27 protein-coding genes and 1 tRNA gene are annotated in these 26,059 nt (G+C 68.7%); 24 read left to right on the top strand and 4 right to left on the bottom strand.

All coding sequences use genetic code 11. From position 1 onward, the window contains the following. The first annotated feature begins 34 nt into the window (after positions 1-34). The 5 genes from recO to AVL48_RS14065 are packed head-to-tail and all read left to right on the top strand — an operon-like array spanning position 35 to position 3,852. Positions 35-796 (top strand): DNA repair protein RecO, encoded by a 762-nt coding sequence (gene recO / locus AVL48_RS14085; protein ID WP_061982748.1) that lies wholly within the window; start codon positions 35-37, stop codon positions 794-796. A gap of 39 nt (positions 797-835) precedes the next feature. Further along, positions 836-1,657, top strand: a complete 822-nt coding sequence (locus AVL48_RS14080) for an isoprenyl transferase (RefSeq protein WP_034316407.1) — start codon at positions 836-838, stop codon at positions 1,655-1,657. Further along, positions 1,654-2,076, top strand: a complete 423-nt coding sequence (locus tag AVL48_RS14075) for a hypothetical protein (RefSeq protein WP_061982749.1) — start codon at positions 1,654-1,656, stop codon at positions 2,074-2,076. The genes AVL48_RS14080 and AVL48_RS14075 overlap by 4 nt, the downstream gene beginning before the upstream one ends. A gap of 37 nt (positions 2,077-2,113) precedes the next feature. After that, a complete protein-coding gene (locus AVL48_RS14070) occupies positions 2,114-3,130 on the top strand; it encodes a permease (RefSeq protein WP_061982750.1) in 1,017 nt (338 codons plus the stop codon). Next, positions 3,127-3,852: a TIGR03943 family putative permease subunit gene (locus AVL48_RS14065; protein WP_061982751.1), complete on the top strand. Its 726-nt coding sequence runs from the start codon at positions 3,127-3,129 to the stop codon at positions 3,850-3,852. Before AVL48_RS14070 ends, AVL48_RS14065 begins: the two co-directional genes overlap by 4 nt. Before the next feature lie 99 nt (positions 3,853-3,951). Here the strand turns inward: AVL48_RS14065 and AVL48_RS14060 are convergent, their stop codons facing one another. Next, positions 3,952-4,365, bottom strand: coding sequence for a Fur family transcriptional regulator (locus AVL48_RS14060; RefSeq protein WP_037310463.1), 414 nt, complete (start codon positions 4,363-4,365; stop codon positions 3,952-3,954). A gap of 2 nt (positions 4,366-4,367) precedes the next feature. Beyond that, complete coding sequence (locus AVL48_RS14055) at positions 4,368-4,751, bottom strand: ArsR/SmtB family transcription factor (RefSeq protein WP_061982889.1); 384 nt, start codon at positions 4,749-4,751, stop codon at positions 4,368-4,370. 264 nt (positions 4,752-5,015) lie between these two features. Between AVL48_RS14055 and AVL48_RS14050 the strand changes: the two genes are divergently transcribed. From AVL48_RS14050 to AVL48_RS13990, 13 genes are all read left to right on the top strand, one after another. Further along, a complete protein-coding gene (locus AVL48_RS14050; protein WP_061982752.1) occupies positions 5,016-6,089 on the top strand; it encodes a hypothetical protein in 1,074 nt (357 codons plus the stop codon). A 7-nt stretch (positions 6,090-6,096) separates the two neighbouring features. Then, positions 6,097-6,726 carry a class F sortase gene (locus tag AVL48_RS14045; RefSeq protein ID WP_061982753.1) on the top strand — a complete coding sequence of 210 codons (630 nt, stop codon included), beginning with the start codon at positions 6,097-6,099 and terminating at the stop codon, positions 6,724-6,726. Positions 6,727-6,886: 160 nt separating this feature from the next. Then, positions 6,887-7,549 carry a class F sortase gene (locus tag AVL48_RS14040; RefSeq protein ID WP_061982754.1) on the top strand — a complete coding sequence of 221 codons (663 nt, stop codon included), beginning with the start codon at positions 6,887-6,889 and terminating at the stop codon, positions 7,547-7,549. 93 nt (positions 7,550-7,642) lie between these two features. Continuing rightward, on the top strand, positions 7,643-9,031 hold the full coding sequence (locus AVL48_RS14035) for a glycine--tRNA ligase (RefSeq protein ID WP_061982755.1): 1,389 nt from the start codon (positions 7,643-7,645) through the stop codon (positions 9,029-9,031). A gap of 167 nt (positions 9,032-9,198) precedes the next feature. After that, a complete protein-coding gene (locus tag AVL48_RS14030) occupies positions 9,199-10,122 on the top strand; it encodes an ABC transporter ATP-binding protein (protein ID WP_061982756.1) in 924 nt (307 codons plus the stop codon). Next, a complete protein-coding gene (locus AVL48_RS14025; RefSeq protein ID WP_061982757.1) occupies positions 10,119-10,847 on the top strand; it encodes an ABC transporter permease in 729 nt (242 codons plus the stop codon). Before AVL48_RS14030 ends, AVL48_RS14025 begins: the two co-directional genes overlap by 4 nt. A 13-nt stretch (positions 10,848-10,860) precedes the next feature. Beyond that, positions 10,861-12,057, top strand: coding sequence for a sensor histidine kinase (locus AVL48_RS14020; RefSeq protein WP_061982758.1), 1,197 nt, complete (start codon positions 10,861-10,863; stop codon positions 12,055-12,057). Next, positions 12,054-12,659, top strand: coding sequence for a response regulator transcription factor (locus AVL48_RS14015; protein WP_061982759.1), 606 nt, complete (start codon positions 12,054-12,056; stop codon positions 12,657-12,659). Before AVL48_RS14020 ends, AVL48_RS14015 begins: the two co-directional genes overlap by 4 nt. A 32-nt stretch (positions 12,660-12,691) precedes the next feature. Continuing rightward, positions 12,692-13,345, top strand: a complete 654-nt coding sequence (locus AVL48_RS14010) for a YdcF family protein (protein WP_061982760.1) — start codon at positions 12,692-12,694, stop codon at positions 13,343-13,345. Between the two features lie 39 nt (positions 13,346-13,384). Next, positions 13,385-14,656 (top strand): deoxyguanosinetriphosphate triphosphohydrolase, encoded by a 1,272-nt coding sequence (locus tag AVL48_RS14005; protein ID WP_061982761.1) that lies wholly within the window; start codon positions 13,385-13,387, stop codon positions 14,654-14,656. A 53-nt stretch (positions 14,657-14,709) separates the two neighbouring features. Next, complete coding sequence (locus tag AVL48_RS14000) at positions 14,710-15,786, top strand: serpin family protein (RefSeq protein ID WP_061982762.1); 1,077 nt, start codon at positions 14,710-14,712, stop codon at positions 15,784-15,786. Positions 15,787-15,795: 9 nt separating this feature from the next. Further along, on the top strand, positions 15,796-17,598 hold the full coding sequence (locus AVL48_RS13995; protein ID WP_061982763.1) for a hypothetical protein: 1,803 nt from the start codon (positions 15,796-15,798) through the stop codon (positions 17,596-17,598). Between the two features lie 410 nt (positions 17,599-18,008). Beyond that, entirely contained in the window at positions 18,009-18,575 is a 567-nt protein-coding gene (locus AVL48_RS13990) for a carboxymuconolactone decarboxylase family protein (protein ID WP_061982764.1), read from the top strand. A gap of 84 nt (positions 18,576-18,659) precedes the next feature. Here AVL48_RS13990 and AVL48_RS13985 read toward each other — a convergent pair whose 3' ends face one another. Continuing rightward, positions 18,660-19,598 carry a sigma-70 family RNA polymerase sigma factor gene (locus tag AVL48_RS13985; RefSeq protein WP_061982765.1) on the bottom strand — a complete coding sequence of 313 codons (939 nt, stop codon included), beginning with the start codon at positions 19,596-19,598 and terminating at the stop codon, positions 18,660-18,662. A gap of 136 nt (positions 19,599-19,734) precedes the next feature. Between AVL48_RS13985 and dnaG the strand changes: the two genes are divergently transcribed. The 3 genes from dnaG to AVL48_RS13970 are packed head-to-tail and all read left to right on the top strand — an operon-like array spanning position 19,735 to position 22,959. After that, entirely contained in the window at positions 19,735-21,633 is a 1,899-nt protein-coding gene (gene dnaG / locus AVL48_RS13980; RefSeq protein WP_061982766.1) for a DNA primase, read from the top strand. A gap of 6 nt (positions 21,634-21,639) precedes the next feature. Further along, positions 21,640-22,161, top strand: a complete 522-nt coding sequence (locus AVL48_RS13975; protein ID WP_061982890.1) for a hypothetical protein — start codon at positions 21,640-21,642, stop codon at positions 22,159-22,161. A 33-nt stretch (positions 22,162-22,194) separates the two neighbouring features. After that, positions 22,195-22,959, top strand: a complete 765-nt coding sequence (locus AVL48_RS13970; RefSeq protein ID WP_061982767.1) for a trans-aconitate 2-methyltransferase — start codon at positions 22,195-22,197, stop codon at positions 22,957-22,959. A gap of 69 nt (positions 22,960-23,028) precedes the next feature. Here AVL48_RS13970 and AVL48_RS13965 read toward each other — a convergent pair whose 3' ends face one another. Next, positions 23,029-23,208 carry a hypothetical protein gene (locus AVL48_RS13965; RefSeq protein ID WP_007031230.1) on the bottom strand — a complete coding sequence of 60 codons (180 nt, stop codon included), beginning with the start codon at positions 23,206-23,208 and terminating at the stop codon, positions 23,029-23,031. Positions 23,209-23,371: 163 nt separating this feature from the next. Between AVL48_RS13965 and AVL48_RS13960 the strand changes: the two genes are divergently transcribed. The 3 genes from AVL48_RS13960 to AVL48_RS13950 all read left to right on the top strand — a co-directional run bounded on the left by AVL48_RS13960 (position 23,372) and on the right by AVL48_RS13950 (position 26,059). Continuing rightward, positions 23,372-23,444 (top strand) — tRNA-Asn (locus tag AVL48_RS13960). Positions 23,445-24,101: 657 nt separating this feature from the next. Beyond that, a complete protein-coding gene (locus tag AVL48_RS13955) occupies positions 24,102-24,989 on the top strand; it encodes a hypothetical protein (protein WP_061982768.1) in 888 nt (295 codons plus the stop codon). Between the two features lie 224 nt (positions 24,990-25,213). Beyond that, complete coding sequence (locus tag AVL48_RS13950) at positions 25,214-26,059, top strand: poly(ethylene terephthalate) hydrolase family protein (protein ID WP_061982769.1); 846 nt, start codon at positions 25,214-25,216, stop codon at positions 26,057-26,059.

Genomic DNA, 26,059 nt, shown 5'->3' with positions numbered 1-26,059 from the left:
CCCCGATGTCGGTCCCGGATGGGACGATGTCGGGGTGGTGAACCTCTATCGCGACACCGGAGTGGTGTTGCGGACGCACAAGCTCGGTGAGGCCGACCGGATCATCACCCTGCTCACGCGGCGGCACGGGAAGGTCCGTGCGGTCGCGAAAGGCGTGCGTCGGACCTCGTCGCGCTTCGGGGCGCGGCTGGAGCCGTTCGGGCACGTCGACGTCCAGTTCTACACCGGCCGTTCCCTCGACGTGATCACCCAGGTCGAGACGGTCGACGCCTTCGCCTCGCCGCTGGTGGCCGATTACCAGCGCTACACCGCGGCGAGCGCCATCGCCGAGACGGCGGACCGGCTGTCCGCCGAAGAGGGCGAACCGGTGCTCAAGCTCTACATGCTCGTCGTCGGCGCCCTTCGCGCACTCGCGGGCGGCGAACGCGACAGTTCCCTCGTCCTCGATGCCTTCTTCCTGCGGGCCATGGCCTACGCGGGATGGGCGCCCGCGATCACCGAATGCGCCCGCTGCGGACTGCCAGGACCGCACAAGGCGTTCAGCGTGTCGGCGGGCGGTTCGATGTGCCCGGATTGCCGGGTTCCCGGCTGTGTCCACCCCTCCCAGGAGGTGCTGACCCTGCTCGCGGCGCTCCTGCACGGGGAGTGGCCGGTGGCCGAAGCGGCGCTGCCGGTGCCGCGCCGGGACGCGTCCGGGCTGGTCGCGGCGCATCTGCAGTGGCATCTGGAGCGTCAGTTGCGGTCGCTTCCGCTGGTGGAGAGGCGTGCGCGGGAGGGCGTCACCGGAGCGCAGTAGGGTCGCAGGCACAGGTTCACTCGATCAGGAGGCTCGAAGGTGCTGCGCAGGGGACGCGAGAACAAGGCGTCACAATTCGAACTTCGCGCGCCGGAGCCGCATCCCTCCGGTGCCCGGCCGCCGGAGATCCCGAAGGAACTCCTCCCGAAGCATGTGGCGCTGGTGATGGACGGCAACGGCCGCTGGGCCAACCAGCGCGGCCTGCCCCGGATCGAAGGCCACAAGCGCGGCGAAGCGGTGATGATCGACGTCGCCAGCGGTGCCGTGGAACTCGGCGTCAAATGGCTGTCGGTGTACGCGTTCTCCACCGAGAACTGGAAGCGGAGCCCGGAAGAGGTCCGATTCCTGATGGGCTTCAACCGCGACACCATCCGCCGTCAGGTCGACTACCTCGGCTCGATCGGCGTCCGCATCCGCTGGGCCGGGCGTCGTCCCAAGCTGTGGGCGAGCGTCATCAAGGAACTCCAGGTCGCCGAGGAGAAGACCAAGCACAACACGGCGCTGAACATGACCATGTGCGTCAACTACGGCGGCCGCGCCGAACTGGGCGACGCCATGCGCCGGATCGCCCAGGACGTGGCCGACGGGAAGCTGAACCCGGACAAGGTCACCGAGAAGACCATCGGGAAGTACCTGTACCAGCCCGACATGCCGGACGTGGACCTGTTCCTGCGGCCGTCGGGCGAGCAGCGGACGTCGAACTTCCTGCTCTGGCAGTCGGCCTACGCCGAGATGGTCTACCAGGACACGCTCTTCCCGGACTTCGACCGCACCCACCTGTGGCGGGCGTGCCTCGAGTTCGCGAAACGGGACCGCCGCTTCGGCGGGGCCATCGACAAAGCTTCGGAAGGAACCTCATGACCACCGAAGCGGCGGACACTGCGGCGTTGCTGACGTCGGCGCGGGAAGCCCTCGAGCGCTATCTCGAAGTCCACGTCGACGACGACGGCGCGCTGACCTTCTCGCACGCGGACGTCCCGTGCGTCATCCAGGCGACCCGGCTGGCCGAAGGGCTGACCGTCCTGAGCCTCACCTGCGTCGTCGCCTGGGACCTGCCGGACGACCCGGCGATCGCGGCCTCGGCGGCGGAACGCGCCGGTCAGGGCCTGTTCGGGACGCTCGGCGTCGTGCGCTCGGAGAAGGGGATCGATATCACCTTGAGGTACGCGTTCCCGGCCGAGGGGATGGAAGCCTCGCCGCTGGGGACGTTGCTCATGCTGGTCGTCTCGACGGCTTCGCAGCTGCGTAGTGATCTTTTGGGCACCACCTCCGGGGACTGACCTCAGGCCCACAGGGTCACCTGGCATCATCTCGCGCATGGAAACCATTTCCACGAGCGCCCCGGAGCGGAAACCCGCCCGGCGGTTCAAGATCACCTCGATCGAGGTGCTCTGCGCGATCCTGCTGATCGCGATCCTCGGGCAGAGCTGGCTCCAGCAGGTGTTCGACGTGCCCGCGCTGCGGACGGGCTCGACGGTGTTCGTCGCCGTCTGCGTGCAGGCACTGCCGTTCCTGGTGCTCGGGGTCCTGATCAGCGGCGCGATCGCGGCGTTCGTACCCGCGCGCGTGCTGGAGAAGGTGCTGCCCCGGCGTGCCGGCGCGGCGGTCGGCGTCGCGGGGCTGGCCGGGGTCGCCCTGCCGGGCTGTGAATGCGCCTCGGTGCCGGTGGCGCGGCGGCTGATCGGGCAGGGCGTCGCGCCCGCGGCCGCGCTGACGTTCCTGCTGGCCGCACCCGCGGTGAATCCGGTGGTGCTGGTCGCCACGGCGGTGGCGTTCCCCGGGAACCCGGAGATGGTGTTCGCCCGGTTCGCCGGTTCGCTCGCCACGGCGATGGTGATGGGCTGGCTATGGGCGAAGTGGGGCAAGCTCGACTGGATCGCGGAGCGCGCTTTGCGGCGTCTTCCGGAGGTGCGGCACGGTTCGCGCTGGAAGACCTTCGCCGAGACAGCGCGGGCGGATCTGGTCGAGGCCGGGGGATTCCTCGTGCTCGGCGCGATGATCGCCGCCGCGATGAACGTGCTCGTGCCCGCCAAGTGGTTCGGCGTGCTGGGGGAGCAGATCGTGCTCGGGATCCTGGTGATGGCCGTGCTCGCCGTCGTGCTGGCGCTGTGCAGTGAGGCCGACGCCTTCGTCGCCGCGTCGCTGACCGCGATGCCCCTGCTGCCGAAGCTGGTGTTCCTGGTGGTCGGTCCCGCGATCGACGTGAAGCTGTTCGCCCTCCAGACCGGTACCTTCGGCAAATCCTTCGCGCTGCGATTCGCGCCGGTGACGTTCGTCGTCGCGTTGTCCTGCGCCGTGGTCTCGGGTGTGCTGATCCTCGGAGGTGGCGCGTGAAACGCGAGACCCAGAACATCCTGCTGATCCTGCTCGGCGGGGCACTGCTCAAGATCACGGTCAACGGCGACTACCTGCGTTATGTCAAACCCGCGCAGCAGCCGTGGATCATCGCGGGCGGCGCGGTGATGGTCACGCTGGGCGCGGTGGCGATCGTCCGCGATCTGCTGGCCGCGCGCGCCGTCGCCGCAGTCTCCGGGGACGTCCACGCGCACGACCACAACACGCGTTCGGCGTGGCTGCTGATGGTCCCGGTACTGGCCGTCTTCCTGGTCGCGCCGCCCGCGCTGGGCGCCGACTCGGTGACCCGGACCGAGGCGAGGGCACCGCAAAGCGCCTCGGCGAGCAACGCGGCCGCCTTCCCGCCGCTACCCGCCGGGGACGTGGTGCCGTTGGAGGTCAACGAGTTCGTCAGCCGCGCCGGCTGGGACAAGAGCGGAACCCTGAACGGGCGCACGGTGCGGCTGTCCGGGTTCGTCGTGCACAACGAAGGCAACACGATGCTGGCCAGGCTGGTCATCGGCTGCTGCGCGGCCGACGCCTATCCGATCACCGTGCGGCTGGTGGGCGAGGGCGTTTCGGGCTTCGGCGACGACACCTGGCTGGAGGTGACCGGGACGGTGGTGCCGGGCACCGCGGTGCGGGAGAACAGCTACACACCGGACTTGACGCTCACTTCGGTGCGGCAGGTGCCGACCCCGAAGGACCCGTACGAGTACTGAGACCCGCTGTAGCGAGGTGACGGTCGAACCCTCCCCCGTGCAATGAAGGGGCCTTTCATCGCAAAATTTGCGATGAAAGGCCCCTTCATTGCGCCGGCGTCAGTGGTTCGAGCAGGTCCCGACGATCTCCACGGTGTGGCTGATGTCGGAGAAGCCGTGCTCCGAAGCGATCTTCTCGGCCCAGCGCTCGACCGCCGGTCCCTCGACCTCGACGGTACTGCCGCAGAGACGGCACACCAGGTGATGGTGGTGGTGCGACGAGCAGCGCCGGTAGATGGCCTCGCCGGTGTCGGTGCGCAGGGTGTCGATCTCGCCGGCCTCGGACAGCGACTGCAGCGTCCGGTACACCGTGGTGAGCCCGATTCCGTCACCGCGTTTGCGCAGCTCGTCGTGCAGTTCCTGGGCGGAACGGAAGTCGTCGATCTCCTTGAGCAGCTCGACTACGGCGGCCCGCTGTTTCGTCGACCGGCGACCCGGCACCGGCGCGGAACCGTTGGCCGTCGTGGGACTCATGCTCACTTCCCCTCCTGAACGTGGGCTACGGCGTCCACCACGATATGCGCAAGGTGATCGTCGACCAGCCGGTACACCACCTCACGGCCCCGTCGCTCGCCCTGGACGACACCTGCGGTCTTCAGCACCCGCAGGTGCTGGCTGATCAGCGGCTGCGCGACGTCGAGGGTGTCCACCAGTTCGTGCACGCACCGGTCGGCACTGCGCAGCTGCAGGACGATGGCGATGCGGACGGGGGCGGCGAGTGCTCTGAGCAGGTCACCGGCGTCCGCGAGGGCGGCGGCCGACGCCGACGCGGCGGGCTCGGCGGGCGGACGGGCGGCCGAATGCGGTCCGGAGTCCTCCGTGAAGCCCGGGGCGGCCGAGTCCGGGGTCACCGTAGCCATCGCCGCCTCCAAGTTCATCATGATTTCCGAAGTCATTGCCAGTAACAGTGCACCCCATCTTAGTGTTCCCGGCTCAGCTGGTCTGTTCGCCGACCGGGCGACCACTCGGCGGCGTTGTTACTGCTCCATTCGGGTGACTTCGCAAAGAAATGACCATTCCACTTCGCATGTGGTCGCTGACGGTGCAAGGTTGTCGCGGAGCGTTTCGTCGCTTCTCGTACGCTGACGACCGCGCTCGGAGGGCCGGAGAGGCAGTGGGGAGACATGACTCGTTGCGTGACGAAGCTGGCCGCCGTGACGGCGGCCTTCGCTTTGGCGTCGGTTCCGGGGCTGGCCTCGGCGCAGACGACGCGGGCCGTGGATGAGAAGACCGGACCCGTGTCGTTCGCGAACGTGGCGTCGGCCCGGATCGGGAACTCGGGTTCGCTGATCACCGAGACCCAGCGGTCGCCGCTGACCCCCGGCCAGTCGAAGCTCTCCCCGGATCGCACCGTTGTCCCGCGTGATGAAGGTGAACGCAAGACCTTCGGCGGCAACTGGGACATCAACCTCGGCCGCTACGGCTCTTCCGCGAACCCGTACCCGAGTGGTATCGCCAGCCGCGACCACAACGTGCTCGCCGCGCTGCAGCAGACCACCGTCCCCACGGCGGTAGCGGAGAGCAACTACGCCCTGATCGACAACGGACGCGGCGGCGCGAAGCCCGCCGACAACACCGTGCTGGTGCTCGAGGGCGCGAAGAGCGCCGTCGACTGCTCGTCGCCGAGCAAGCCGACGTCGTCGACGAGCGTGTCGAAGATCTGGGTACGCGACGAGAACGGCGCGCTGAAGCCGTCCGGCGCTTCGGGTGTCGACATCAAGGGACTCAAGCTCGGACCGGTTTCGACCGTCCAGGCCGAGAAGGTCAGCAAGGAGAAGACCGTCTCCGATCTGACCGTCTCCCGGGTGACCGCCTTCGACCAGCTGATCCGGCAGGACGGCTGGCGCGGCGGCGACGTCACCGCCGCCGCGGGCTGGAAACTGGAGATCGTCACGCATGTGCGCGACGCGGACGGCAAGGATCTGCGCGAGGCCCGCGCGACGATCGTGCTCGGCGGCGTGAGCTGCTCGATCCCGAAGAACTTCGTCGCGAAGCCCGCCGGTGGTACCGGGCCGGGCGCGGCGCCGGAGCAGCCGTCGGTGCCAGGGACGGTGCCCGCGGGAGGCGTCCCGCCGCAGACCGCCGACCCGACGCGGACCGTGGCCGGGCTCGGGCTGCTGGGCGGCGGCATCGTGCTCGGCGCGGCGGCCATGCTGCTCTACCGCCGTCGCAAACCCGTTCCGGCACGGGAGAAGTAGCGGTCCCGTGCGGAACTGGCTGGCGGGACTCACCGCCGTCGCGTCCGCGCTCGCCATCTCAGCGGGCGTGATCGTGCTGACCTGGATCCCACCCGAGCAGCCGGTCTCGTTCGCCGAACCCGCGGTCGTCCCCGGGGAGGACGGGGCTCCGCTGGCCTTGCCCGCCGACAGCTCGACGCGCGGACAGCGGCCCGGCACCATCCGGCTGCCCGAAGGCGGAACGGCGCGACTCGTCCGCTCCGAGGTCAACGCCGACGGCGTCCTCCCGATCCCGCGTGGTCTCCAGGACGCGGCCTGGTGGGGTGCGCGACTCGGCGCCGAATCCGGGACGGCGCTGGTCTCCGGGCACGTCAACTGGGGCGGCGTCAAGGGGCCCTTCGACGAGCTGTGGCGGATGCGGGACGGCCAGGAGGTGGCCGTCAGCGACGCGACGGGCGGAATCTGGGTCTACCGGGTGCGGGAAATCGTCACCGTGCACAAGAGCGAGCTGCCCGCGCAGGCGGCGAAGCTGTTCGCGCAGCGCGGGCCGCACCGGCTGGTGCTGGTCACCTGCGGCGGCGACTACCTCGGCGGGACGGACGGCTACCGGGACAACCGGGTCGTCGTCGCCACCCCCGTCACCGGCCCACCCGCCTGACCCTCGCGCATTTCGTCCTCTGAATGCGGTCCTTGCACGCGCAACTACCGCATTCAGAGGACGAAATGCGGGAAGTCGATGCAACCCACGTCACCTCGCGTCGCGTGTCTAGCGACACCGGCCGCTCCGGCGGCTTGAAGCGAGCAAGGAGAAATACCCGATGGTGGGGCAGATCGACGACGGTGCGGCAAGCGAGGAGCAGCCGAAGAAACGCTCCGGCCTGGGCTGGATCCTCGCCGGCGCCGCGATCTTCGTGGTGGCGGCCGTGGTCGCGGTGGTCTTGTTCACCGGAAAGGGTGACCCGGTCATCGCGGCCGCGGAAGGTCAGGCGGGTACGTCCGCGGTGCAGCCGCCCGAGGTCCCGGCCGACAAGGGCCAGGCGCCCGGCACGGTCAAACTGCCCGGTGGTGGCACGGCGAAACTGATCCGCAAGGAACTGACCGCCGATGGCACCCTCCCCATCCCCGAGGGTCTCGACGAAGCCACCTGGTGGGGCGCGAAACTGGGCGCCGACCAGGGCGCTTCCCTGCTTTCCGGGCACGTGAACTGGAAGGGCGAGAAGGGCCCGTTCGACGAACTGTGGCGGCTCAAGACCGGCCAGGAGGTCAGTGTCGTCGACACCGACGGCGGCAAATGGGTCTACAAGATCGGCGAGATCGTCACCGTGCACAAGACGAAGCTGGCCGAACAGGCGGAGAAGCTGTTCGGGCCCGACGGCCCGCACCGGCTGGTGCTGGTCACCTGTGGTGGCGAGTACGTCGGCGGGACCGACGGCTACGAGGACAACCGCATCGTCACGGCGTCCTTGGTCAGCCGGCCCTGACCCGTTCCAACCTCGCCGGAGGTCGTGCGGGGACGGGCGGTTAGTCTTGTCGTTCTAGTCCGATACCCGTCCCCGCATGCTTCGGAGCGTGGAGTGCCCGCCAACACCATTGAGACCGTCGTCAGCCTGTGCAAGCGTCGAGGCTTCGTTTTCCCGTGTGGAGAGATCTACGGCGGTACCAAATCGGCGTGGGACTACGGCCCGCTCGGTGTCGAGCTCAAGGACAACATCAAGCGCCAGTGGTGGAAGACCGTCGTGCAGAGCCGCGACGACGTCGTCGGCCTCGACTCCTCGGTGATCCTGCCGCGCCAGGTCTGGGTCGCGTCGGGTCACCTCGACGTCTTCACCGACCCGCTGATTGAATGTCTGTCCTGCCACAAGCGGTTCCGCGCCGACCAGCTGGCCGAGGACTTCTCCGCGCGTACGGGCAAGGAGGTGACCGAGGACGACCTGTCCGAGGTCCCGTGCCCGAACTGCGGAAACCGCGGCGAGTACACCGCGCCGCGTGACTTCAACATGATGCTCAAGACCTACCTCGGCCCGGTCGAGTCCGAGGAAGGCGTGCACTACCTCCGCCCGGAGACCGCGCAGGGCATCTTCATCAACTTCCTCAACGTGCAGACCACCGCGCGGAAGAAGCCGCCGTTCGGCATCGGCCAGATCGGCAAGTCGTTCCGGAACGAGATCACGCCGGGCAACTTCATCTTCCGCACGCGTGAGTTCGAGCAGATGGAGATGGAGTTCTTCGTCGAGCCGGGTGAGGACGAGACCTGGCACCAGTACTGGATCGACGCGCGCACCGAGTGGTACAAGGACCTCGGCATCAAGCCGGAGAACCTGCGTCACTACGAGCACCCCAAGGAAAAGCTCTCCCACTACTCGAAGCGCACCGTCGACATCGAGTACCGCTTCGCGTTCAACGCGGGCCAGGAGTGGGGCGAGCTCGAAGGCATCGCGAACCGTACCGACTACGACCTGACGACGCACTCGAACCACTCCGGCGTGGACCTGTCGTTCTTCGACCAGGCTTCGAAGCAGCGGTTCCGCCCGTTCGTCATCGAGCCCGCGGCCGGTGTCGGCCGGTCGATGATGGCGTTCCTGGTCGACGCCTACCACGAAGACGAGGTCCCCAACGCCAAGGGCGGCGTCGACAAGCGCGCCGTGCTGAAGCTGGACTACCGGCTCGCGCCGTTCAAGGTCGCCGTGCTTCCGTTGTCCCGCAACGCCGATCTCACGCCGAAGGCGCGCGACGTCGCGGCGATGCTGCGTAAGCACTGGAACGTCGACTTCGACGACGCCGGCTCGATCGGCAAGCGCTACCGGCGCCAGGAAGAGATCGGTACGCCGTTCTGCGTCACCGTCGACTTCGACACGCTCGACGACCTCGCGGTGACCGTGCGGGAGCGCGACACCATGGCGCAGGAGCGGGTCGCGATCGACAAGCTCGAGGCTTACCTCGCGGGGCGTCTGATCGGCTGCTGACCCCCTCGGCCCATGACATGAAAGGCCCCTTCATTGCAAATTTCGCAATGAAGGGGCCTTTCATTGCACGGGGGAAAGCGTTCGAACGACCATCCCTGACAACTGTCACCCTCAGGTCGTGACGCGCGGCCCAAGGCCGCGAGCCCCGGGCACGCCAAGCTCGGAGCATGCGAGAACAAGACATCACCACGGGGGCCGCGGTCCGGCTTTCGGGACTGCGTAAGCATTACGGCGACGTCCACGCCGTCGACGGCGTGGACCTCACGATCGCGCCGGGCGAGGTGGTCGCCCTCCTCGGCCCCAACGGCGCCGGGAAATCCACCACGGTCGACATGATCCTCGGCCTCACCGTGCCCGACAGCGGCACCGTGACCGTCTTCGGGCGCGAGCCGGGCGAGGCGGTCGGTGACGGGATGATCGGCGCGATGCTGCAGGGCGGCGCGCTCGTCGAGGATCTCACCGTCGCCGAGACCGTCGGCATGGTCGCGGCACTGCACCGCGAGCCGATGCCCGTCCGGGAGGCGCTGCGCCGCGCCGGGGTCGAAGACCTCGCGAACCGGCGTTCCACCAGGCTTTCCGGCGGGCAGAAACAGCGCGTGCGGTTCGCCGTCGCGCTGGTGAGCGACCCCGACCTGCTGATCCTCGACGAGCCCACCGCCGCGATGGACGTCGGCACGCGCCGCGAGTTCTGGAAGTCCATGTACGAGTACACGAACTCCGGCCGCACGGTCCTGTTCGCCACCCATTACCTCGAAGAGGCCGAAGAGTTCGCCGACCGGGTCGTGCTGATGCGGTCGGGGCGGATCGTCGCGGACGGTTCGGTCGCGCAGGTCCGTGCGCTGGCAGGGGGACGCACGGTCCGCGCGGTCGTGCCCGCGACGGCGGAGCCGGTGATCGCGGGGCTGCCCGCGGTCACCGGGTTCGAACTCCGGGGCGGCCGCGTCGCCATCTCCAGCTCCGATTCCGACACCACGCTCCGGGCCCTGCTGACCCGGGTCCCCGAAGCGCACGACATCGAGATCAGCGCCGTCGGCCTCGAAGGCGCCTTCCTCTCGCTGACCACCGAAACCACCGAGGAACCCGTCCGATGAACCCGACCTATCTCAAGACCGAGGTCGTCCGCACCTTCCGCTCGACCCGGTTCGTGCTCTTCGCCATCGCTTTCCCGGTGTTGATGTTCTTGTTGCAGGTCAACGTTTTCGGTGCCGCCGACAAGAGCATCGCCGGGGTGATCATGGTCAACATGATGGCCTTCGGCGCCTTCTCCGCAGCCATGACGAGCGGCGCGAAGCTGGCCATCGAACGGTCCACTGGCTGGCAACGCCAGCTGCGGCTGACCCCGCTGACCGGCCCGGGCTACCTCAGTGGCAAGGGTCTCTCGGCGATGCTCGTCGCGCTGCCGTCCCTGCTCCTCGTCCCACTGGTCGGCGCCCTCTTCCAGGGTGTCCACCTCGACGCCTCCGGCTGGCTGCGGCTGGTGTTCGGCATCTGGCTCGGCGCGATCCCGCTGGTGCTGCTAGGTCTGCTGCTGGGGCAGTTCGGCACGCCGGATTCGATGCAGCCGGTGTCCATGGTCGTCACGCTGGGGATGGGCTTCCTCGGCGGGCTGTGGATCCCCATCGACGGGATGCCCTCGTGGATGGCCGACCTCGCCAAGGCGACACCGACGTACTGGCTGATCCAGCTGGTCCGCCCGGTCGTCACCGACCATCTCACGGTGAGCTTCCCGGCGGCGCTCGGTGTCCTCGCGGCGTGGACCGCGATCCTCGGCGCGCTGGTGGTCAGGCGTTACCGTAAGGACAGTGCGCGGGTCTGAGAAGGGGGAACCGGTGAACGACTACCCGGGCAGGGTGAAGACGGGCCTGAACAGCCGTGAGAACTGGTGGTCGGACATGCCGCCGCGGGTCGGCAGGGGCCCCAGCCCCGGCCGGTGGTCCTTGCTCGGCACCGCGTTCGTCCTGCCGCTGCTCATCCCGGCGGGGCACAAGCTGTTGGTCTCCGACCACGTCTGGCAAGAGCTCCTGGTCGTCGTCCTCCTGATCGCCTACGCCGCCTGTTACGTGCTGTTCCCGCTGATCTTGCGGCCGTCCCAGCGGCGGGTGACCTACCTCTTCTCGGCGCTGATGCTGCTGATCGGGCTCACCCTGACCTTCCTGTCCGACAACAACCCCTACGTCCTGATCTACGCGACCGCGGTTTTGGCCTTCACCCTGCCGCCTGCCTGGGCACTGATGCTGGACGGCGGGGCCCTGCTGCTGGTGCTGGCGCTACAGCTGCTCGCCGGAAGGGACGATTTCGGTGACCTCATCGCCGTCGTCTCGATCACGGCGGCGATGTTCTTCATGGCGAGCCTGGTCCGCGCGGTGCGGAAACTGGAGGCGGCGAACCGGGAGATCGCCACGCTGGCGGTGGCGGATGAACGCGAGCGCCTGGCGCGGGATCTGCACGACATCCTCGGCCACAGCCTCACCACCATCACGGTGAAGGCCGGGCTCGCCCGCCGGATGCTGGAGAGCGGCATGGACGACGGCCGCGCGCTGGAGGAGATCCGCGAGGTCGAAGGCCTGACCCGCAGCGCGTTGTCGGATATCCGCGCCACGGTGTCGGAGTATCGCGAGGTGTCGCTTTCGGCGGAACTCGCCGGGGCGCGGGCGGCGCTGCGGGCGGCCGAGATCGACGCCGATCTGCCGCACGCGGTGGACAACGTCGAACCGGGCCTGCAGCGCACTTTCGGTTATGTGCTGCGGGAAGCGGTCACCAATGTGCTTCGGCATTCCGAGGCGAAGCGGGTCAAAGTCCGCTTCGGTGAGCGATGGCTGGAGGTCGAGGACGACGGCCAGGCCGTCGAGGCCCCGGCGGGCAACGGTCTGCACGGGCTCACCGAACGGCTGGACGCCGTCGGAGGGACGCTGGAGGCCTCTCCTCGGCCAGAAGGAGGATGGCTGGTCCGGGCCGAGGTACCGGCCGCCGCCGTGGCGAGCGGTGCGCGTGCGTCGTTCACCGAAACAGCTGGAGAGTGTGCGTGATCCGGGTCCTGCTCGCCGATGACCAGGCGATGGTGCGCGGGGCGCTGGCCACCGTGCTCGGCCTCGAAACCGACATCGAGGTGGTCGCCCAGGTAGGCTCGGGCGACGAAGTGCTCCGGCTGGCGAAGGAAACGGCCCCGGATGTCGCGCTGCTCGACGTCCAGATGCCGGGCAAGGACGGCCTCGAAGCCGCCGCCGAGCTGAACCGCGCGCTGCCGTCGTGCCGGATCATCATCTGCACGACCTTCGGCAGACCCGGGTATCTCGCGCGGGCGATGACGGCGGGCGCCGCCGGTTTCGTGGTCAAGGACGCCCCGCCGGAGCAACTCGTCGACGCCGTCCGCAGAGTCCACAGTGGACTCCGGGTGGTCGATCCCGCGCTCGCCGCCGAATCCCTCGCCACCGGCGCGAGTCCGCTCACCGGACGGGAGCACGACGTCCTCATCGCGGCGAAGGACGGCAGCACGGTGGCCGACATCGCCAGGGTGCTGCACCTCTCCGACGGCACCGTGCGCAACCATCTTTCGGCCGCGATGGGCAAGACCGGGGCCAGGACACGGGCCGAGGCGGTGCGGCTCGCGGAAAACCGTGGCTGGCTCTGAGATCGACTCCCGCCTCTGCGAGAATCACCGCCGTGAGTACCGCCGGACGGACGAAACCCACCCGCGCGAACCGGGTGCGCCGGATCCTGGCGGGGGTGCTGCTGATCGTTTTCGCGGTGATCGGCGGGACGGCGTTCCGGGTCTGGCAGGTCGCGCGGGACGACGTGCGCGACCGGGCCGACGTCATCGTGGTGCTCGGCGCGGCCCAGTACAACGGCAGGCCGTCGGAGATCTTCGAGGCGCGGCTGGCCAAGGCGAAGACGCTCTACGACCAGGGTGTCGCCAAGACGATCGTCACCGCGGGCGGCAAGAAGGCCGACGACAACTACACCGAGGCCGACGCGGGCGCGCGGTGGCTGCGCAAACGCGGTGTCCCCGAGTCGGCGACCCTTCCGGTGGGTGAAGGCAGCGACACCCTGCGCAGCCTGCGGGCGGTCGCCGAGCAGGTGCAGAAGCGGGGCTGGAAGACCGCCGTGCTGGTCAGCGACCCGTGGCATTCCTTTCGCGCCCGCGTGATGGCCGACGACCTCGGGCTGGAGACGTGGACCTCGCCCACCCATCGCGGCCCGATCGTGCAGACCCGCGAGACGCAGGCGCGCTACATCGTCCGGGAGACCGGCGCACTGCTGTATTACCGGCTCACGAAGTCCCCGGCGGACGCGCTGTTCGGTACCGGCGAGGTCTGACACCCGATAGGTGTCGGTGATCGCGCTTAAGCTTGGCTGGTGAGCGACACCTACACCCAGGCCGACACCGCGCGCCTGCTGCCCGAGCGGCCCAAGGGCGCGGCGCTGGAAGGCGCCAAGGACGGGCGGAACGCCTTCGCCCGTGACCGGGCGCGGGTGCTGCACTCGGCCGCGCTGCGGCGGCTGGCAGGCAAGACCCAGGTGGTCGGTCCGGGTGAAGGTGCCGAGGTCAGCGGCGTGCCGCGCACCCGGCTGACCCATTCGCTGGAGGTCGCACAGATCGGCAGAGGGATCGCGGACGAACTGGGCGCCGATCCGGATCTGGTGGACACCGCCGGCCTCGCGCACGACATCGGGCATCCGCCGTTCGGGCACAACGGCGAACGCGCGCTGAACGAGGTCGCACGGCCGTGCGGCGGCTTCGAAGGCAACGCGCAGACGTTGCGGATCCTGACCAGGCTGGAGCCCAAGGTCCTGCTCGAAGGCGGGCTGGTCGGCGGGCTGAACCTCACCCGCGCCTGCCTCGACGCCTCGATGAAGTACCCGTGGCAGCGTGAAGAGGGCAACCCGAAGTACGGGGTGTACGCCGACGACGCCGAGGTGTTCGCGTGGGTCCGTGACGGCGCCCCCGAGCGGCGCACCTGCCTGGAAGCGCAGATCATGGACTGGTCCGACGACGTCGCGTATTCGGTGCACGACGTCGAAGACGGGGTCCTGGCGGGCCGGATCTCGTTGCAGGTACTGGCCGACTCGGAGGAACGTGCCGCCGTGGCCGAGGCGGCGCGGCGATTCTCGGACCAATCCCAGTCCACTTTGGAGGGTGCGGCGAAGGAACTGCTCGACCTGCCGGTGGTCGCGGAACTCAGCAAGCCCGGCCTCGACGGATCGCTCAAGGCACAAGTCGCGCTGAAGCGGCTCACGAGCGAACTGGTCGGCCGGTTCGCGACGGCGGTCGTCGGCGCGACACGGGAGGTGCACGGCGAAGGCCCGTTGAGCCGCTATGCCGCGCAACTGGTCATCCCGGAGCAGGTCGCGGCCGAGGTCGCGCTGTTCAAGGCGCTCGCGCTGCGGTACGTGATGAGCGACAGACGGCGGCTCGCGATGCAGGACGGCCAGCGCCAGACGCTCGCCGAACTGGTCGGGGCGCTGTGTCACCGCGCGCCGGACGCGCTGGACGGCCTGTTCCTGCCCGCGTGGGAGGCGGCGCCGGACGACGCGGCTCGTCTGCGCGTCGTCGTCGACCAGGTGGCGTCGCTCACGGACGCGCAGGCCTACGCGTGGCATGCCTGGCACACTGGCAGGCACGGCTGAAGGGAACTTTCGGACAGGAGACGGACGGGCCCGTCCACGGTACGGTCTGCGGCATGGGCGCTGTCGAAAGCCACCTCCGGTTTGGTCTGGACCTCTACCGGGTGCTGGCGAGCCGCACGGAGAACGCGTGCTTCTCGCCGTACTCGATCGCGAGTGCGCTCGGCCTGGTGACCCAGGCCGCCAAGGGGAAGACCAGAGAAGAGCTGATCGCGCTGCTCGGCGATCCGGACGAACTCGCCGATCTGCTGGGCAATGCTTCGTCACTGCTCGACGACGGTCCGGTACTCGCCGTGGCGAACACGCTCTGGGCCTGGGACGGGCTCACGCTCGAAGACTCGTTCCGCGAGGAACTGGCGACATGGCCGGGCGGCGAGGTCGCCAGCGCGCCGTTCAAGGACGACCCGGAGGCCGCGCGACGGCTGATCAACGCCGACGTCGCCGAGGCCACCCGCGAGCTGATCCCCGAGCTGCTGAAGCCGGGGACGGTCGCGCCGGACACCGTCGCCGCCATCGTCAACGCGCTGTATCTCAAAACCGCGTGGATCAACCCGTTCCGGCGTGACAACACCGCGGACGCCGACTTCCACGCGCCGTCCGGAACGCGCAAGATACCGACCATGTGGCTCCAAGAGCAGCTCGACCACGCCCACGAGGACGGCTGGCAGGCCATCCGGCTCGGTGCGGAGGGCGGCGTGGAGGCGGTCGTCCTGCTCCCCGACGGGGACCTCGACGAAGCCGAACTCGACGCGGGCAAGCTGGCGCGGCTGCTGGAGAGCCCCCGGTCGAAAACGATCGCCCTGTCGCTGCCGAAGCTGGAGCTCGACGTGGCCAGCCCGCTGACGGGGAAGCTGCAGGAGCTCGGTGTGCGGACCATGTTCACCGGCGGCGCCGACCTCACCGGACTCGCCGACGACGACCGGCTCGAAGTGTCCGAGGTGGTCCACCAGTCCGTGCTTCGCATCGACGAACAGGGCCTCGAAGGCGCCGCCGCGACCGCGGTGCTGATGCGGTTGACGTCGCTCATCGTCGACGAACCGCTCGAGGTCACCGTCGATCGTCCCTTCCTGTTGCTCGTGAGGCATGCCTCGACGGGTGTGATCTACTTTCTCGCCCGCGTAGTCGAGCCGTGAGGATGGTCAGTGAGTCTTTTCCAGGCTGAGGCGGCGGCCGTGGAGGCCGAGGAGACTCCCACGAGACCTCGCCGGTTCACCGGTGCCGACGCCGCCATCATGGGCGGCTTCCTGCTGTTCGCTTTCCTGCTCTACAACGGGCTTTGGCTCGACCTCGAAAAGGGCTACCTCTGGAACAGCGCGTCGGACCAGAACCTGTGGGAGTGGTTCTTCTCCGTCACCGCGGACAACGTGCTGCACCTGAGGAATCCGCTCACGACGCATTTCCAGAACCATCCGCTCGGCGTGAACCTGATGGCCAACACGGCCATGCTCGGCATCGGCATCCCGCTGGCGCCGGTCACGCTCACCTTCGGCCCGACGGTCACCTGGGCCATCGCGCTCACCGGCGGTCTCGCCGGCACCGCCGCGGCCTGGTACTGGGTCTTCTCGCGGCATCTGGTCACCAACCGGGTCGGCGCGGCGATCGGCGGCGCGTTCTGCGGGTTCGCCCCGCCAATGATCTCGCACGGCAACGCGCATCCGAACTTCGTCGCGTGGTTCGTGCTGCCCTTCATCGCGTTGCTGGTCTTCAAGATCGCCCGTGGTGAGCGCCCGGTCCGCAACGGGATCTTCCTCGGTCTCCTGGCGGCGTACCAGATCTTCCTCGGCGAAGAGCCGCTGCTGATCTTCGCGATGGCGTTCGCGATCTTCGCCATCGCCTACTTCGCGACGAACTACCGCGAGTTCCCGCCGATGGCGAAACCGCTGGGAATCGGGGTCGGCATCGGCGTCCTCGTGGCGCTGGTGCTGTGCGCTTTCCCCTTGTGGTGGCAGTTCTTCGGCCCGCAGAGCTACCAGGCGATCGAGCACGGTGCCGTCGGCAACGACACGGCCGCGTTCACCCGGTTCGCGACGCAGTCGGTGGCCGGGCAGCCGCAGGCCGCGGCGGACGTGTCGATGAACCGTACGGAGGAGAACGCCTTCTTCGGCTGGCCTTTGATCGTGCTGATGGTGGTGATCACCGTCTGGCTGTGGCGCGAGGTGTTCGCGCGGGCGCTGGCGATCTCGATGTTCGTGATGGCGTGGCTTTCGCTCGGTGTGCAACTCGTCGTGGTGCACGAGGAGACCGGCATCCCCGGGCCGTGGAAGCTGCTCGCGGAACTGCCGCTGTTCGAATCACTGCTGGAATCACGGCTCGCGATGGGCTGCATTCCGCTCATCGGCGCCCTGCTGGCGCTGGCGACCGAGCGGGTCTGGTCGGTCGCGGCGAAACTGCCCGAAGTGCCGGGGGAGCGCCGATTCCCGTTGCGGCTGGTGTGGATCGGCGTCGTCATCGCGGTCCTGCTGCCGATCGCGCCGACGCAGCTGATCGTGAAGGACCGGCCGCCGACACCGCGGTTCCTCGCCGACGGCACCTGGCGGACCTACGTCGCGCCCGGCGGGACCGTGGTGCCCGTCCCGTTGCCGAGTTCCGGCGAATCCGAGCCGCTCCACTGGCAGATCGACGCGGGACTCGGCTACTCGATGCCCGAGGGCTACTTCGTCGGGCCGAGCGGCCCGGACGACAAACGCGGCCGCTACGGCGCCATCCAGCGGCCGACGTCGGTCATCTTCGACCAGATCAAGCAGACCGGCGTGCCGGCGACGATCACCGAGTCGCAGCGCGTGCAGGCGCTGGAGGATCTGCGGTACTGGAACGCCGACGTCCTCGTGCTGATCCCGCGCGAACACCAGGACGCCTTTCGGGCGACGGTGGACCTGCTGCTGCGGAAGCCCGGCGAGTTCGTCGACGGCGTCTGGATCTGGGACGTGCGGGCGATCACCCCCTGACCCCTTCCCGCGTTTAGTCCTCTGGATGCGGTCCTTGCACGCGCAACCACCGCATCCAGAGGACTAAACGCGGGCGTGGCGTGACAGGGTCCTGTGGCGCCCCAGTACATGATGGCCCCCTTCCTTGCGCCTAGCGCAAGGAAGGGGGCCATCATGTACTTCGAGGATTTCGCCCGGTCGTGGGGTTTCGACGGCGAGCCTCGGACGGGTCCTGTGTTCCTCCGGTGGGGAGTGCGGAGGGATCGCCGAAGAGACCGATGTGACGACATCGGTTGTGTCGAAGGGCGGTTCCGGCGAAAAGGCTGAATCGGCTCCGTTCCGGCCGTGGCCCACGTCACCGGGGAGCGGCTGTCACGCTCCCGCGCGCCGTCTCGTCCACCTTCTGATCGCAACCGCACGAGGAGGACACCATGCCGCGCATTCCCGCCGTCAAAACCGCCGACGCCGGCTTCCTGCTGAAGCTGATCTACAAGTTCGCCGGGAAACGGTTCGGCGCCGTCCCCGAGCCGATGGCCGTCTACGCACACCACCCGGCACTGCTCCGGGCCAACGGCATGCACGAAATGCTGGCGGAGAAGGCCAGCAAAACGCTGCCCGCGAACGTGCGCGAGCTGGCCGTGTACCGCGTCGCGACGCAGCTCGGCTGCTCGTGGTGCATCGACTTCGGCACCATGCTGCAGCTGCACGAGGGACTCGACATCGAACGGCTGAAGAACATCGACGACTACGCGAAGTCGCCGGCCTTCACCGCTCAGGAACGACTCGCGCTCGCCTACGCCGACGCGATGACCGCGAGCCCGGTGACCGTCACCGACGAGCAGGTCGCCGAACTGGAACGCGAGTTCGGCCGCAAGGGCGTCATCGAGCTGACCTACCAGATCGGGCTGGAGAACATGCGTGCCCGGATGAACAGCGCGCTCGACATCACCGCCCAGGGCTTCACCTCGGGCGACGCCTGCCGGATCCCGCTTCCCTGACCCCGGCCCCCTGACCTTCTGCGTTTCGTCCTCTGAATGCGGTCGTCGCGCACGCAAGGACCGCGTTCAGAGGACGAAACGCGGTCAGGCGCCGACGCGGGCGCGCGCGGTGGTGAGTTTGTCCGGGTTCGCCATGTCGTAGATCGTCACGATCTTCCCGTCGCGGATGACGAACGCGTCGACGTGCTCGTCGAGCGCCCGGTACCCGCCGGAGGCCTCCTGCGGCGGGAGGTAGAGCCCGAGGTCGCCGTTGACCAGCGCGAACCGCGCCTTCTCGAGCCCGGCCGGGTCGTACATCCGCATGAGGCCCTGGAACAGCCGGGTGACCTTGTCGAAGCCGGCGACCGTGCGCACCGCCGTGCGCGCCTTGCCACCACCGTCGCCGACGAGGGCGACGTCCGGGTGCAGTACTTCGGCCACCGCCTGGATGTCGCCGGTGAGCATCGCGGTCACGAACTTCTCGATGATCCGCTGCTGCTCGGCGAGCGCCGTCCGTGGCGGCGGTTCGGCGTCGGCGAGCGCCCGGCGGCCGCGGGAACCGTGCTGGCGGGCGGCCTCGGTGGTGCAGCCCAGGATCTCGGCGATCTCGCCGAACGGCACCGAGAACGCGTCGTGCAGCACGAACGCGACGCGTTGTTCGGGCGTCAGCCGGTCGAGGACCACCATCGCCGCCATCCGCATCCCGTCGTCGCGGACCGCGACGGCGAGCGGGTCCTCCGAAGACGGCGTGCCCAGCGGGCCGAGTACCGGCTCGGGAAGCCATTCGCCGACGTACCGCTCGCGGCGCACCACCGCCGACCGCAGCCGGTCGAGACAGATCCGGCTGACAACGGTCGTCAGCCACCCCTTGTGATCCTCGATCGCCGCCCGGCGCTCCTCGCCGAGGCCGCTCAGCCGCAGCCAGGACTCCTGGACCGCGTCCTCGGCGTCGGACAGCGTGCCGGTGAGCCGGTAGGCGACGGACACCAGGTGAGGGCGCAGCTCGGCGAACTTCCCGGCGAGTTCATCCAGGGCGGTACTCATTCCCCGAGTGTGCCGCACACCCCTCCGCGACGAAGAACTAGACCGTGTCCCGCAAGCCATGTTCGCGCCCAGGCGGCCCCTGACGGATCACGAAGCCCATCGAACTGACTCACAGGACACGGCCTAGAGTGGTGGCGTGGCAGGACGGATTCGGGACAGCGACATCGCGGAGGTGCGCGAGCGCAACCGGATTGACGAGGTCATCGGTGATTACGTCGCCCTTCGCAGCGCCGGTGGCGGCAGCATGAAGGGGCTTTGCCCGTTCCACAACGAGAAGACCCCGTCGTTCAACGTGCGCCCCTCCCACGGCACCTTCCACTGCTTCGGCTGTGGCGAAGGTGGTGACGTGATCAAATTCGTGCAGAAGATGGATTTGATCTCCTTCGTCGAGGCCGTCGAGCGGCTCGCGGACCGCGCGGGCTTCCGGCTGACCTACGAAGGGGGCGGCGGAAGCGTCCAGCGTGACCGCGGCACCCGCTCCCGGCTGATCGAGGCGCACCGCGCGGCCCAGGAGTTCTACGCCGAGCAGTTGCTCACCCCGGACGCGCGCGCGGCGCGGGACTTCCTGTCCGAGCGGGGTTTCGACGCCGCCGCCGCGCAGACGTTCGGCTGCGGTTACGCGCCGGCCGGCTGGGACAAGCTCACCAAACACCTGCTCAACCGGGGGTTCGAGGTCAAGGAACTGCTCACGGCCGGACTGGCCAAGGAAGGGCAGCGCGGCCCGATGGACCGGTTCAACCGGCGGCTGCTGTGGCCCATCCGCGACGTCGGCAACGAGGTCGTCGGCTTCGGTGCCCGGCGCCTGTACGACGACGACCGTGTCTCGGCGAAGTACCTGAACACCTCGGAATCACCGATCTACAAGAAGTCGCAGGTGATGTTCGGCCTCGATCTGGCCAAACGCGAGATCGCGAAGCGGCACCAGGTCGTCGTGGTCGAGGGCTACACCGACGTGATGGCGATGCACGCCGCCGGGGTGCCCACGGCCGTCGCGTCGTCGGGGACGGCGTTCGGCGAGGACCACATGAAGGTGCTTCGCCGGCTGATGATGGACGACGACGCATTCCGCGGCGAAGTGATCTTCACCTTCGACGGTGACGAAGCCGGCCAGAAGGCGGCGCTGAAGGCTTTCGAGGGCGACCAGACCTTCGCCGGGCAGACGTACATCGCGGTCGCCCCCGACGGCATGGATCCCTGCGAACTGCGGCTCGCGAAGGGCGACACCGCCGTGCGCGATCTGGTCGCGCGGCGGATCCCGCTGTTCGAGTTCGCGATCAAGAGCATGCTCAAGGGCTTCGACCTCGACTCGGTCGACGGCCAGGTGGCGGCGCTGCAGAAGACCGTCCCGATGGTCGCGGGCATCAAGGACCGCGCCAGCCGGGACGGCTACGCGTCGAAGCTCGCCTGGTGGGTCGGCTGGCAGGACGCGGCGCAGGTGGTGAACCGGGTCCGCGGCAGCGCGGGCGCCACGGCGAAACGCTCGAACGCCATCGAGGTCCGGCGGCCCGCCCAGGCGGCCACCGCCACCATGGAGGAGGACCTGCCGAGGCCCGCGCCCGGCGACCCGCGGTTCATCGCGCAGCGCGAAGCTCTGAAGGCGGCGCTGCAGCAGCCGATGCTCGCCGGTGCCGAGTACGACGCGCTCCCCGAGGACGCGTTCACTCATCCGGTGTACGTCGCCATCCACAAGGCACTGCTGGCCGCCGGGGGCGCGGGTTCCGGGCTGACCGGGCCCGCCCTGCTCGACGCCGCCGCCCCGCACTGTCCACAGGGGACGGTACGGCGCGTGCTCAGCGAGCTTTCGGTCGAACCGTTGCGCGCCAAGGGCGAGGTCGACTCGCGCTACATCTCCGCGCAGCTCGCGGCGGTGCAGGAAGCGCTGGTCGGCCGCCAGATCAACGAGATCAAGTCGAAACTCCAGCGGCTTTCCCCGGTCGAGGCGCCGGACGACTACCGCGCGCTGTTCGGCGACCTCGTCGCGCTCGAGCAATACCGGAAAGCGCTGAAGGAACAGGCCATCGGCGGATTGGACTGAGTGCTCATGGGCTGGCTGCGTCACCTGCTCGGTGACCGTGTCCCGGCGGATTTCGACGGCTCGCTGGACGACGGCGAACACGTCGTCGGGAGCACGGCCGTCGAGGGCGGCGGCTATCTGCTCGTCACGCCGCTGGGGCTCTGGATCCCGGCCGAGGCGGGGCCGCGCCGGGTCGGCTGGCACCTGGTCGGCAAAGCCGCGTGGTCCGACGGGGTGCTCACCCTGACCGAATCCCAGGAGACCGGCACCGCCGGGAAGGCCGTCCTGCTGGCCGACAAGGCGCCGGTGCGGTTCAAGCTCCCCCGGCCGGGCAAGGTACCGCTCCAGCTGCGGCAGCGGGTCGACGGCTCGGTCCGGGAACGGCACCGCAAGGACTTCGGGACCGGCGGAGCGTGGTTCGTCGAACGCAAGATCCCCGGCCGGGACGGGACGGTGCTGCAGGTGCGGCCCGATCCCGGCACCGACGTCGACCTGGTCAAGGCGATCGCCGAGGAAGCGGCGGAGAAACTGGTCAAGCCACGCGGCTAGCAGTACGCTCGTACTGTATCGCTGGGAGGCGCCATGTGGGATCCGGTCAAGTACCTCGACTACGCCGACCTGCGGGCCCGGCCGTTCCACGACCTCATCGGGCGGATACCGGCCGGGAAACCGCGCCGGGTCGCCGACCTCGGCTGCGGACCCGGCAACCTGACCGCCGTCCTGGCCGAACGCTGGCCGGACGCGATCATCGAGGCGAGCGACAGTTCCCCCGAAATGGTCGAAGCCGCGCGCTCGCGAGGCGTCGACGCCCGGGTGCTCGACGTCAACGACTGGGCGCCCGAGCCGGATACCGACGTCGTCATCTCGAACGCCGTCCTCCAGTGGGTCTCCGAGCATCGGCTCCTGCTCCGGCGCTGGGTCGACCTCCTGCCGTCCGGGGCGACGCTCGCCTTCCAGGTCCCCGGCAACTTCGACGCTCCCTCGCACGCTCTGGTCCGCGCGCTCGCGCGCACCGAGGAGTGGGCAGCCCGCCTCGCCGACGTCGTCCTGCGGGAGAACGAGGCCGTCGACAGCCCGCTCGGCTACGGGAACCTGCTCGCCGACGCCGGCTGCGCCGTCGACGCCTGGGAGACGACCTATCTGCAGCGGCTGTCCGGGGAGAACGCCGTGCTCGAATGGATCACCGGTACCTCGCTCCGGCCGGTCAAGGAAGCCTTCCCGGGCGCCGATTGGGCGCACTTCCGGGCCCAGCTCGCCCGCTTGCTGGACGAGGCCTACCCGCCGCGCCCCGACGGGACCACCTGGTTCGAGTTCCGGCGCGTCTTCGTGGTCGCCGTCGTCCCCTGACCCCGAAAGGGCCCTTTCGTCGCGCCATGTGCGGCGAAAGGGCCCCTCCGGTCTGTCTCAGGGCACGGGTCAGCGCTGGGGGCGCCCGAACCGCTCACCGACCTTGGCGCGGGCGACCCCGGCGGCGCCCTGCACCATGGGGTGGTCGGCGATCTTGCGGTAGGTCCGCACGATCTGCTCGTACCGTCCCCGGCCGGCCTTCGCGCCCAGTACATAGCCCGCGGCCGCACCCAGCAGGAACATCTTCATCCGAGTCAACGCCTCCGTTCGATCTTGCTTCGGCTGTCATTGTCCCTCAAAACGCGAGCTTGACGAGGTCGCGCGTAAAAGTGGGGGTGGGTGTACAGCCGCCGGAGGGCATGGGCTAAAGTTCTCTCATCGGTCGGAGCGATCCGGCCGGTACGGAGCACGATCCCCTGTAGCTCAACTGGCAGAGCATTCGGCTGTTAACCGGAGGGTTCTTGGTTCGAGTCCAAGCGGGGGAGCACAAGCCCAGGCCAGCTGGCCTGGGCTTCTTCGTGTTCGGGGTATCCAGCCGGACTTCGGGCGGCTTTCGGCTCGCTGACGGGGACGGTCGGACAGTTCCAGTGCGACCTGCGGGGCAACGGCCCGCCTATCCATCGCCACCGTCCACGGCGACCCGTACTGCTACGTGCTCGGCTTCCGCGTGGATCCCGGCAACACCACCCAGTTCCACCTGGCATCTGCGCTTCAGCAGTTCATGACCAGAAGTCCATTCCCTTTTCGCCAACGCCGCCTGTGGTGATTCTGTGGCGAATACGAGAAGAAAGATCCTGCTTGCCGTCTCCCGGATGGCGGCCTCTGCCCGGTCTCCGAACTCGCATCAGCTTGCCACTTTTCGCCAATCGCCATGCTGCACTCCGGCGACCGACGTCAGCGATTCACGATGAAATCCTGAGGACATGGCAATCTCGCCCTGTTATCCGCACGGGCGCGAGAACGGCGGCGGCTCCACGCCGCTCTGGCACAGTTCCGCTGGTGGTGAATCGTCGCCAAAACTCGCCACCACGCTGTCGAGGTCCACAGTGAAGTGGCCCACCGAGCTGTTCTACCTGGGGCCATTCGCTGTTTCAGGACTTTCGTCGGTTCCGACTGGGTGATCTGATGATCATGATGAAAAGGTGACGCCGCCGTTTCCCGGACCGTTCGCGATCACGCTGGACGCCGCGATCGACGAGTCCGGGCTGTCTTTGGAACGACTTCAACACCACCTCGCCATCCGAGGTGTGCGACTGTCGCGCTCGGCTTTGTCCTACTGGCGGCGCGGGCGTTCACAGCCCGAACGCGAGACTTCACTGCACGCGGTGACTCAGCTGGAACTCGTGTTGGGCCTCCCGTCCGGCGCGCTGATCTCCCAGCTCGGGCCCCGGGCACCACGCGGCCGCTGGCTCGGGCCGCCCGCGAACCGCATCGAGCGACGGCGGCTGTGGCCCGACCTTCGGACGCTGCCCGAAGATTTGCGGCCACCGCCGGACGGGCAGCTGTCCTTCTGGTCGGTCCACGACCGCATGGTGCTCGACGAGTTCGGACGCGAACAGTCACTGCACGTCCGGCTTGTCGCCGAAGCCAAGACCGACGGGGTCGATCGGCTCATGACCTACTACCAGGCTGACCAGCGGCTTGAGGAGGAGCCGGTTTACCGCGACGTCCGGTGCGCGCGGCTGGGACGGGTCAGCGTGGACACCGACAGCGGGATGGTCGCGGGCGAGATGCTGCTGGACCGCACGCTCGGGGCAGGGGAGGTGACGGCCCTTGACTACGAGATCCGATTCCCGCCCGGCGCCCGTCTCGACCACTACCACCGGCGGTTCACGAGACCGGCCGCGGAATACCTCTGCCAGGTCCAGTTCGGCCTGCGGGTACCGAAACGGGTGCGCGCGTACGAACAGCGGGCGCTCACGGGCCCCCAGCGTAAAGGAACTCCGCTGAATATCGGGGCCACTCGCATGGTCACGTTGGCGATGCGTGATCTAGGCCCTGGCATCCAAGGCGCGTGCTGGGACTGGTGAGGTAATTCTGTGAACAGCGGACGCCGACCTGGGGTTCTCCGCCCGGGCGATATCGACGTTCACAGAAACCTGGTCCGGTGAAACGCTCGGCGCTAGGTTCACGACGTCGTCCTGATCCCATCGCGCGGAAAGAAATCGACCCTGCGCCGGTAGCTCTTTCCGGATTGTCGTCGACCTTATCGGCGCCTCCACGGCTCCGTTCCGTTCTTCTCACCGGAGGAAGCATGCGTTCATTCACTCGCCGGGCTTTCCTGGCCGCGACCACCGTGACCGCCGCGGTCGCCCTGACCCCCGCGGTGTCCATTGCCACGCCGCAGAATTACTCGATCGGTGCCCGTGACTACGAAAAGGAAGGTACACACGGGTCCGTCAAGGTCGCAGGCGGCGCCACGCACACGCTGTACTACCCGGCGGACCTCGGAGGTGACGCCTCCGCTCACCCGGTACTGGTTTGGGGGAACGGCACCGGTGCGACGGTCGAACAGTACGAACTCCTGTTCACGCACCTCGCGAGCTGGGGCTACGTCGTCGTGGCGGCGAACACCGGTCAGTCGGGCTCGGGGAAGGAAATGCTCGACGGAGCGAAATACCTGATCGCGGAGAACTCCCGTGCGGGCAGCGTCTTCCACGGCCGGATCGATGTCGGCCGGATCGCGGCCGCGGGGCATTCCCAGGGTGGGGGCGGCGCGATCGCCGCGGGTGCGGATCCCTTGGTCAAAACCGTCATCCCGATCATGCCGGGACCGCTGGGCAACGTGAACAAGCTGCACGGCCCGGCGCTTTTCGTGTCCGGCCAGGCGGACACCGTCGTCCCAGCGTTCTACGTCCACAGCAGGTTCTTGGCCTGCGACCAGGTGCCTGCGGTGTACGGCCAGCTGAAGGGCGCTACGCACTTCCTGCAAGGGGAGACTCGCTACCGGCTGGTGGGCGCGGTTACCGCGTGGTTGCGCTATCACCTCACCGGCGACCAGACCGCCAAGAGCGTCTTCTTCGGTGCGAACCCTGGCCTCGCCCAGGACGACGACGGCTGGTCCGAGTTCGAGCGCAACAAGGCGGCGAACGCCACGTAG

The organism is Amycolatopsis regifaucium (genome assembly GCF_001613935.1).
GTDB lineage: Bacteria > Actinomycetota > Actinomycetes > Mycobacteriales > Pseudonocardiaceae > Amycolatopsis > Amycolatopsis regifaucium.
The sequence above is the reverse complement of the archived record's forward strand: the minus strand, read 5'-3'. Positions and strand labels throughout refer to the sequence as shown.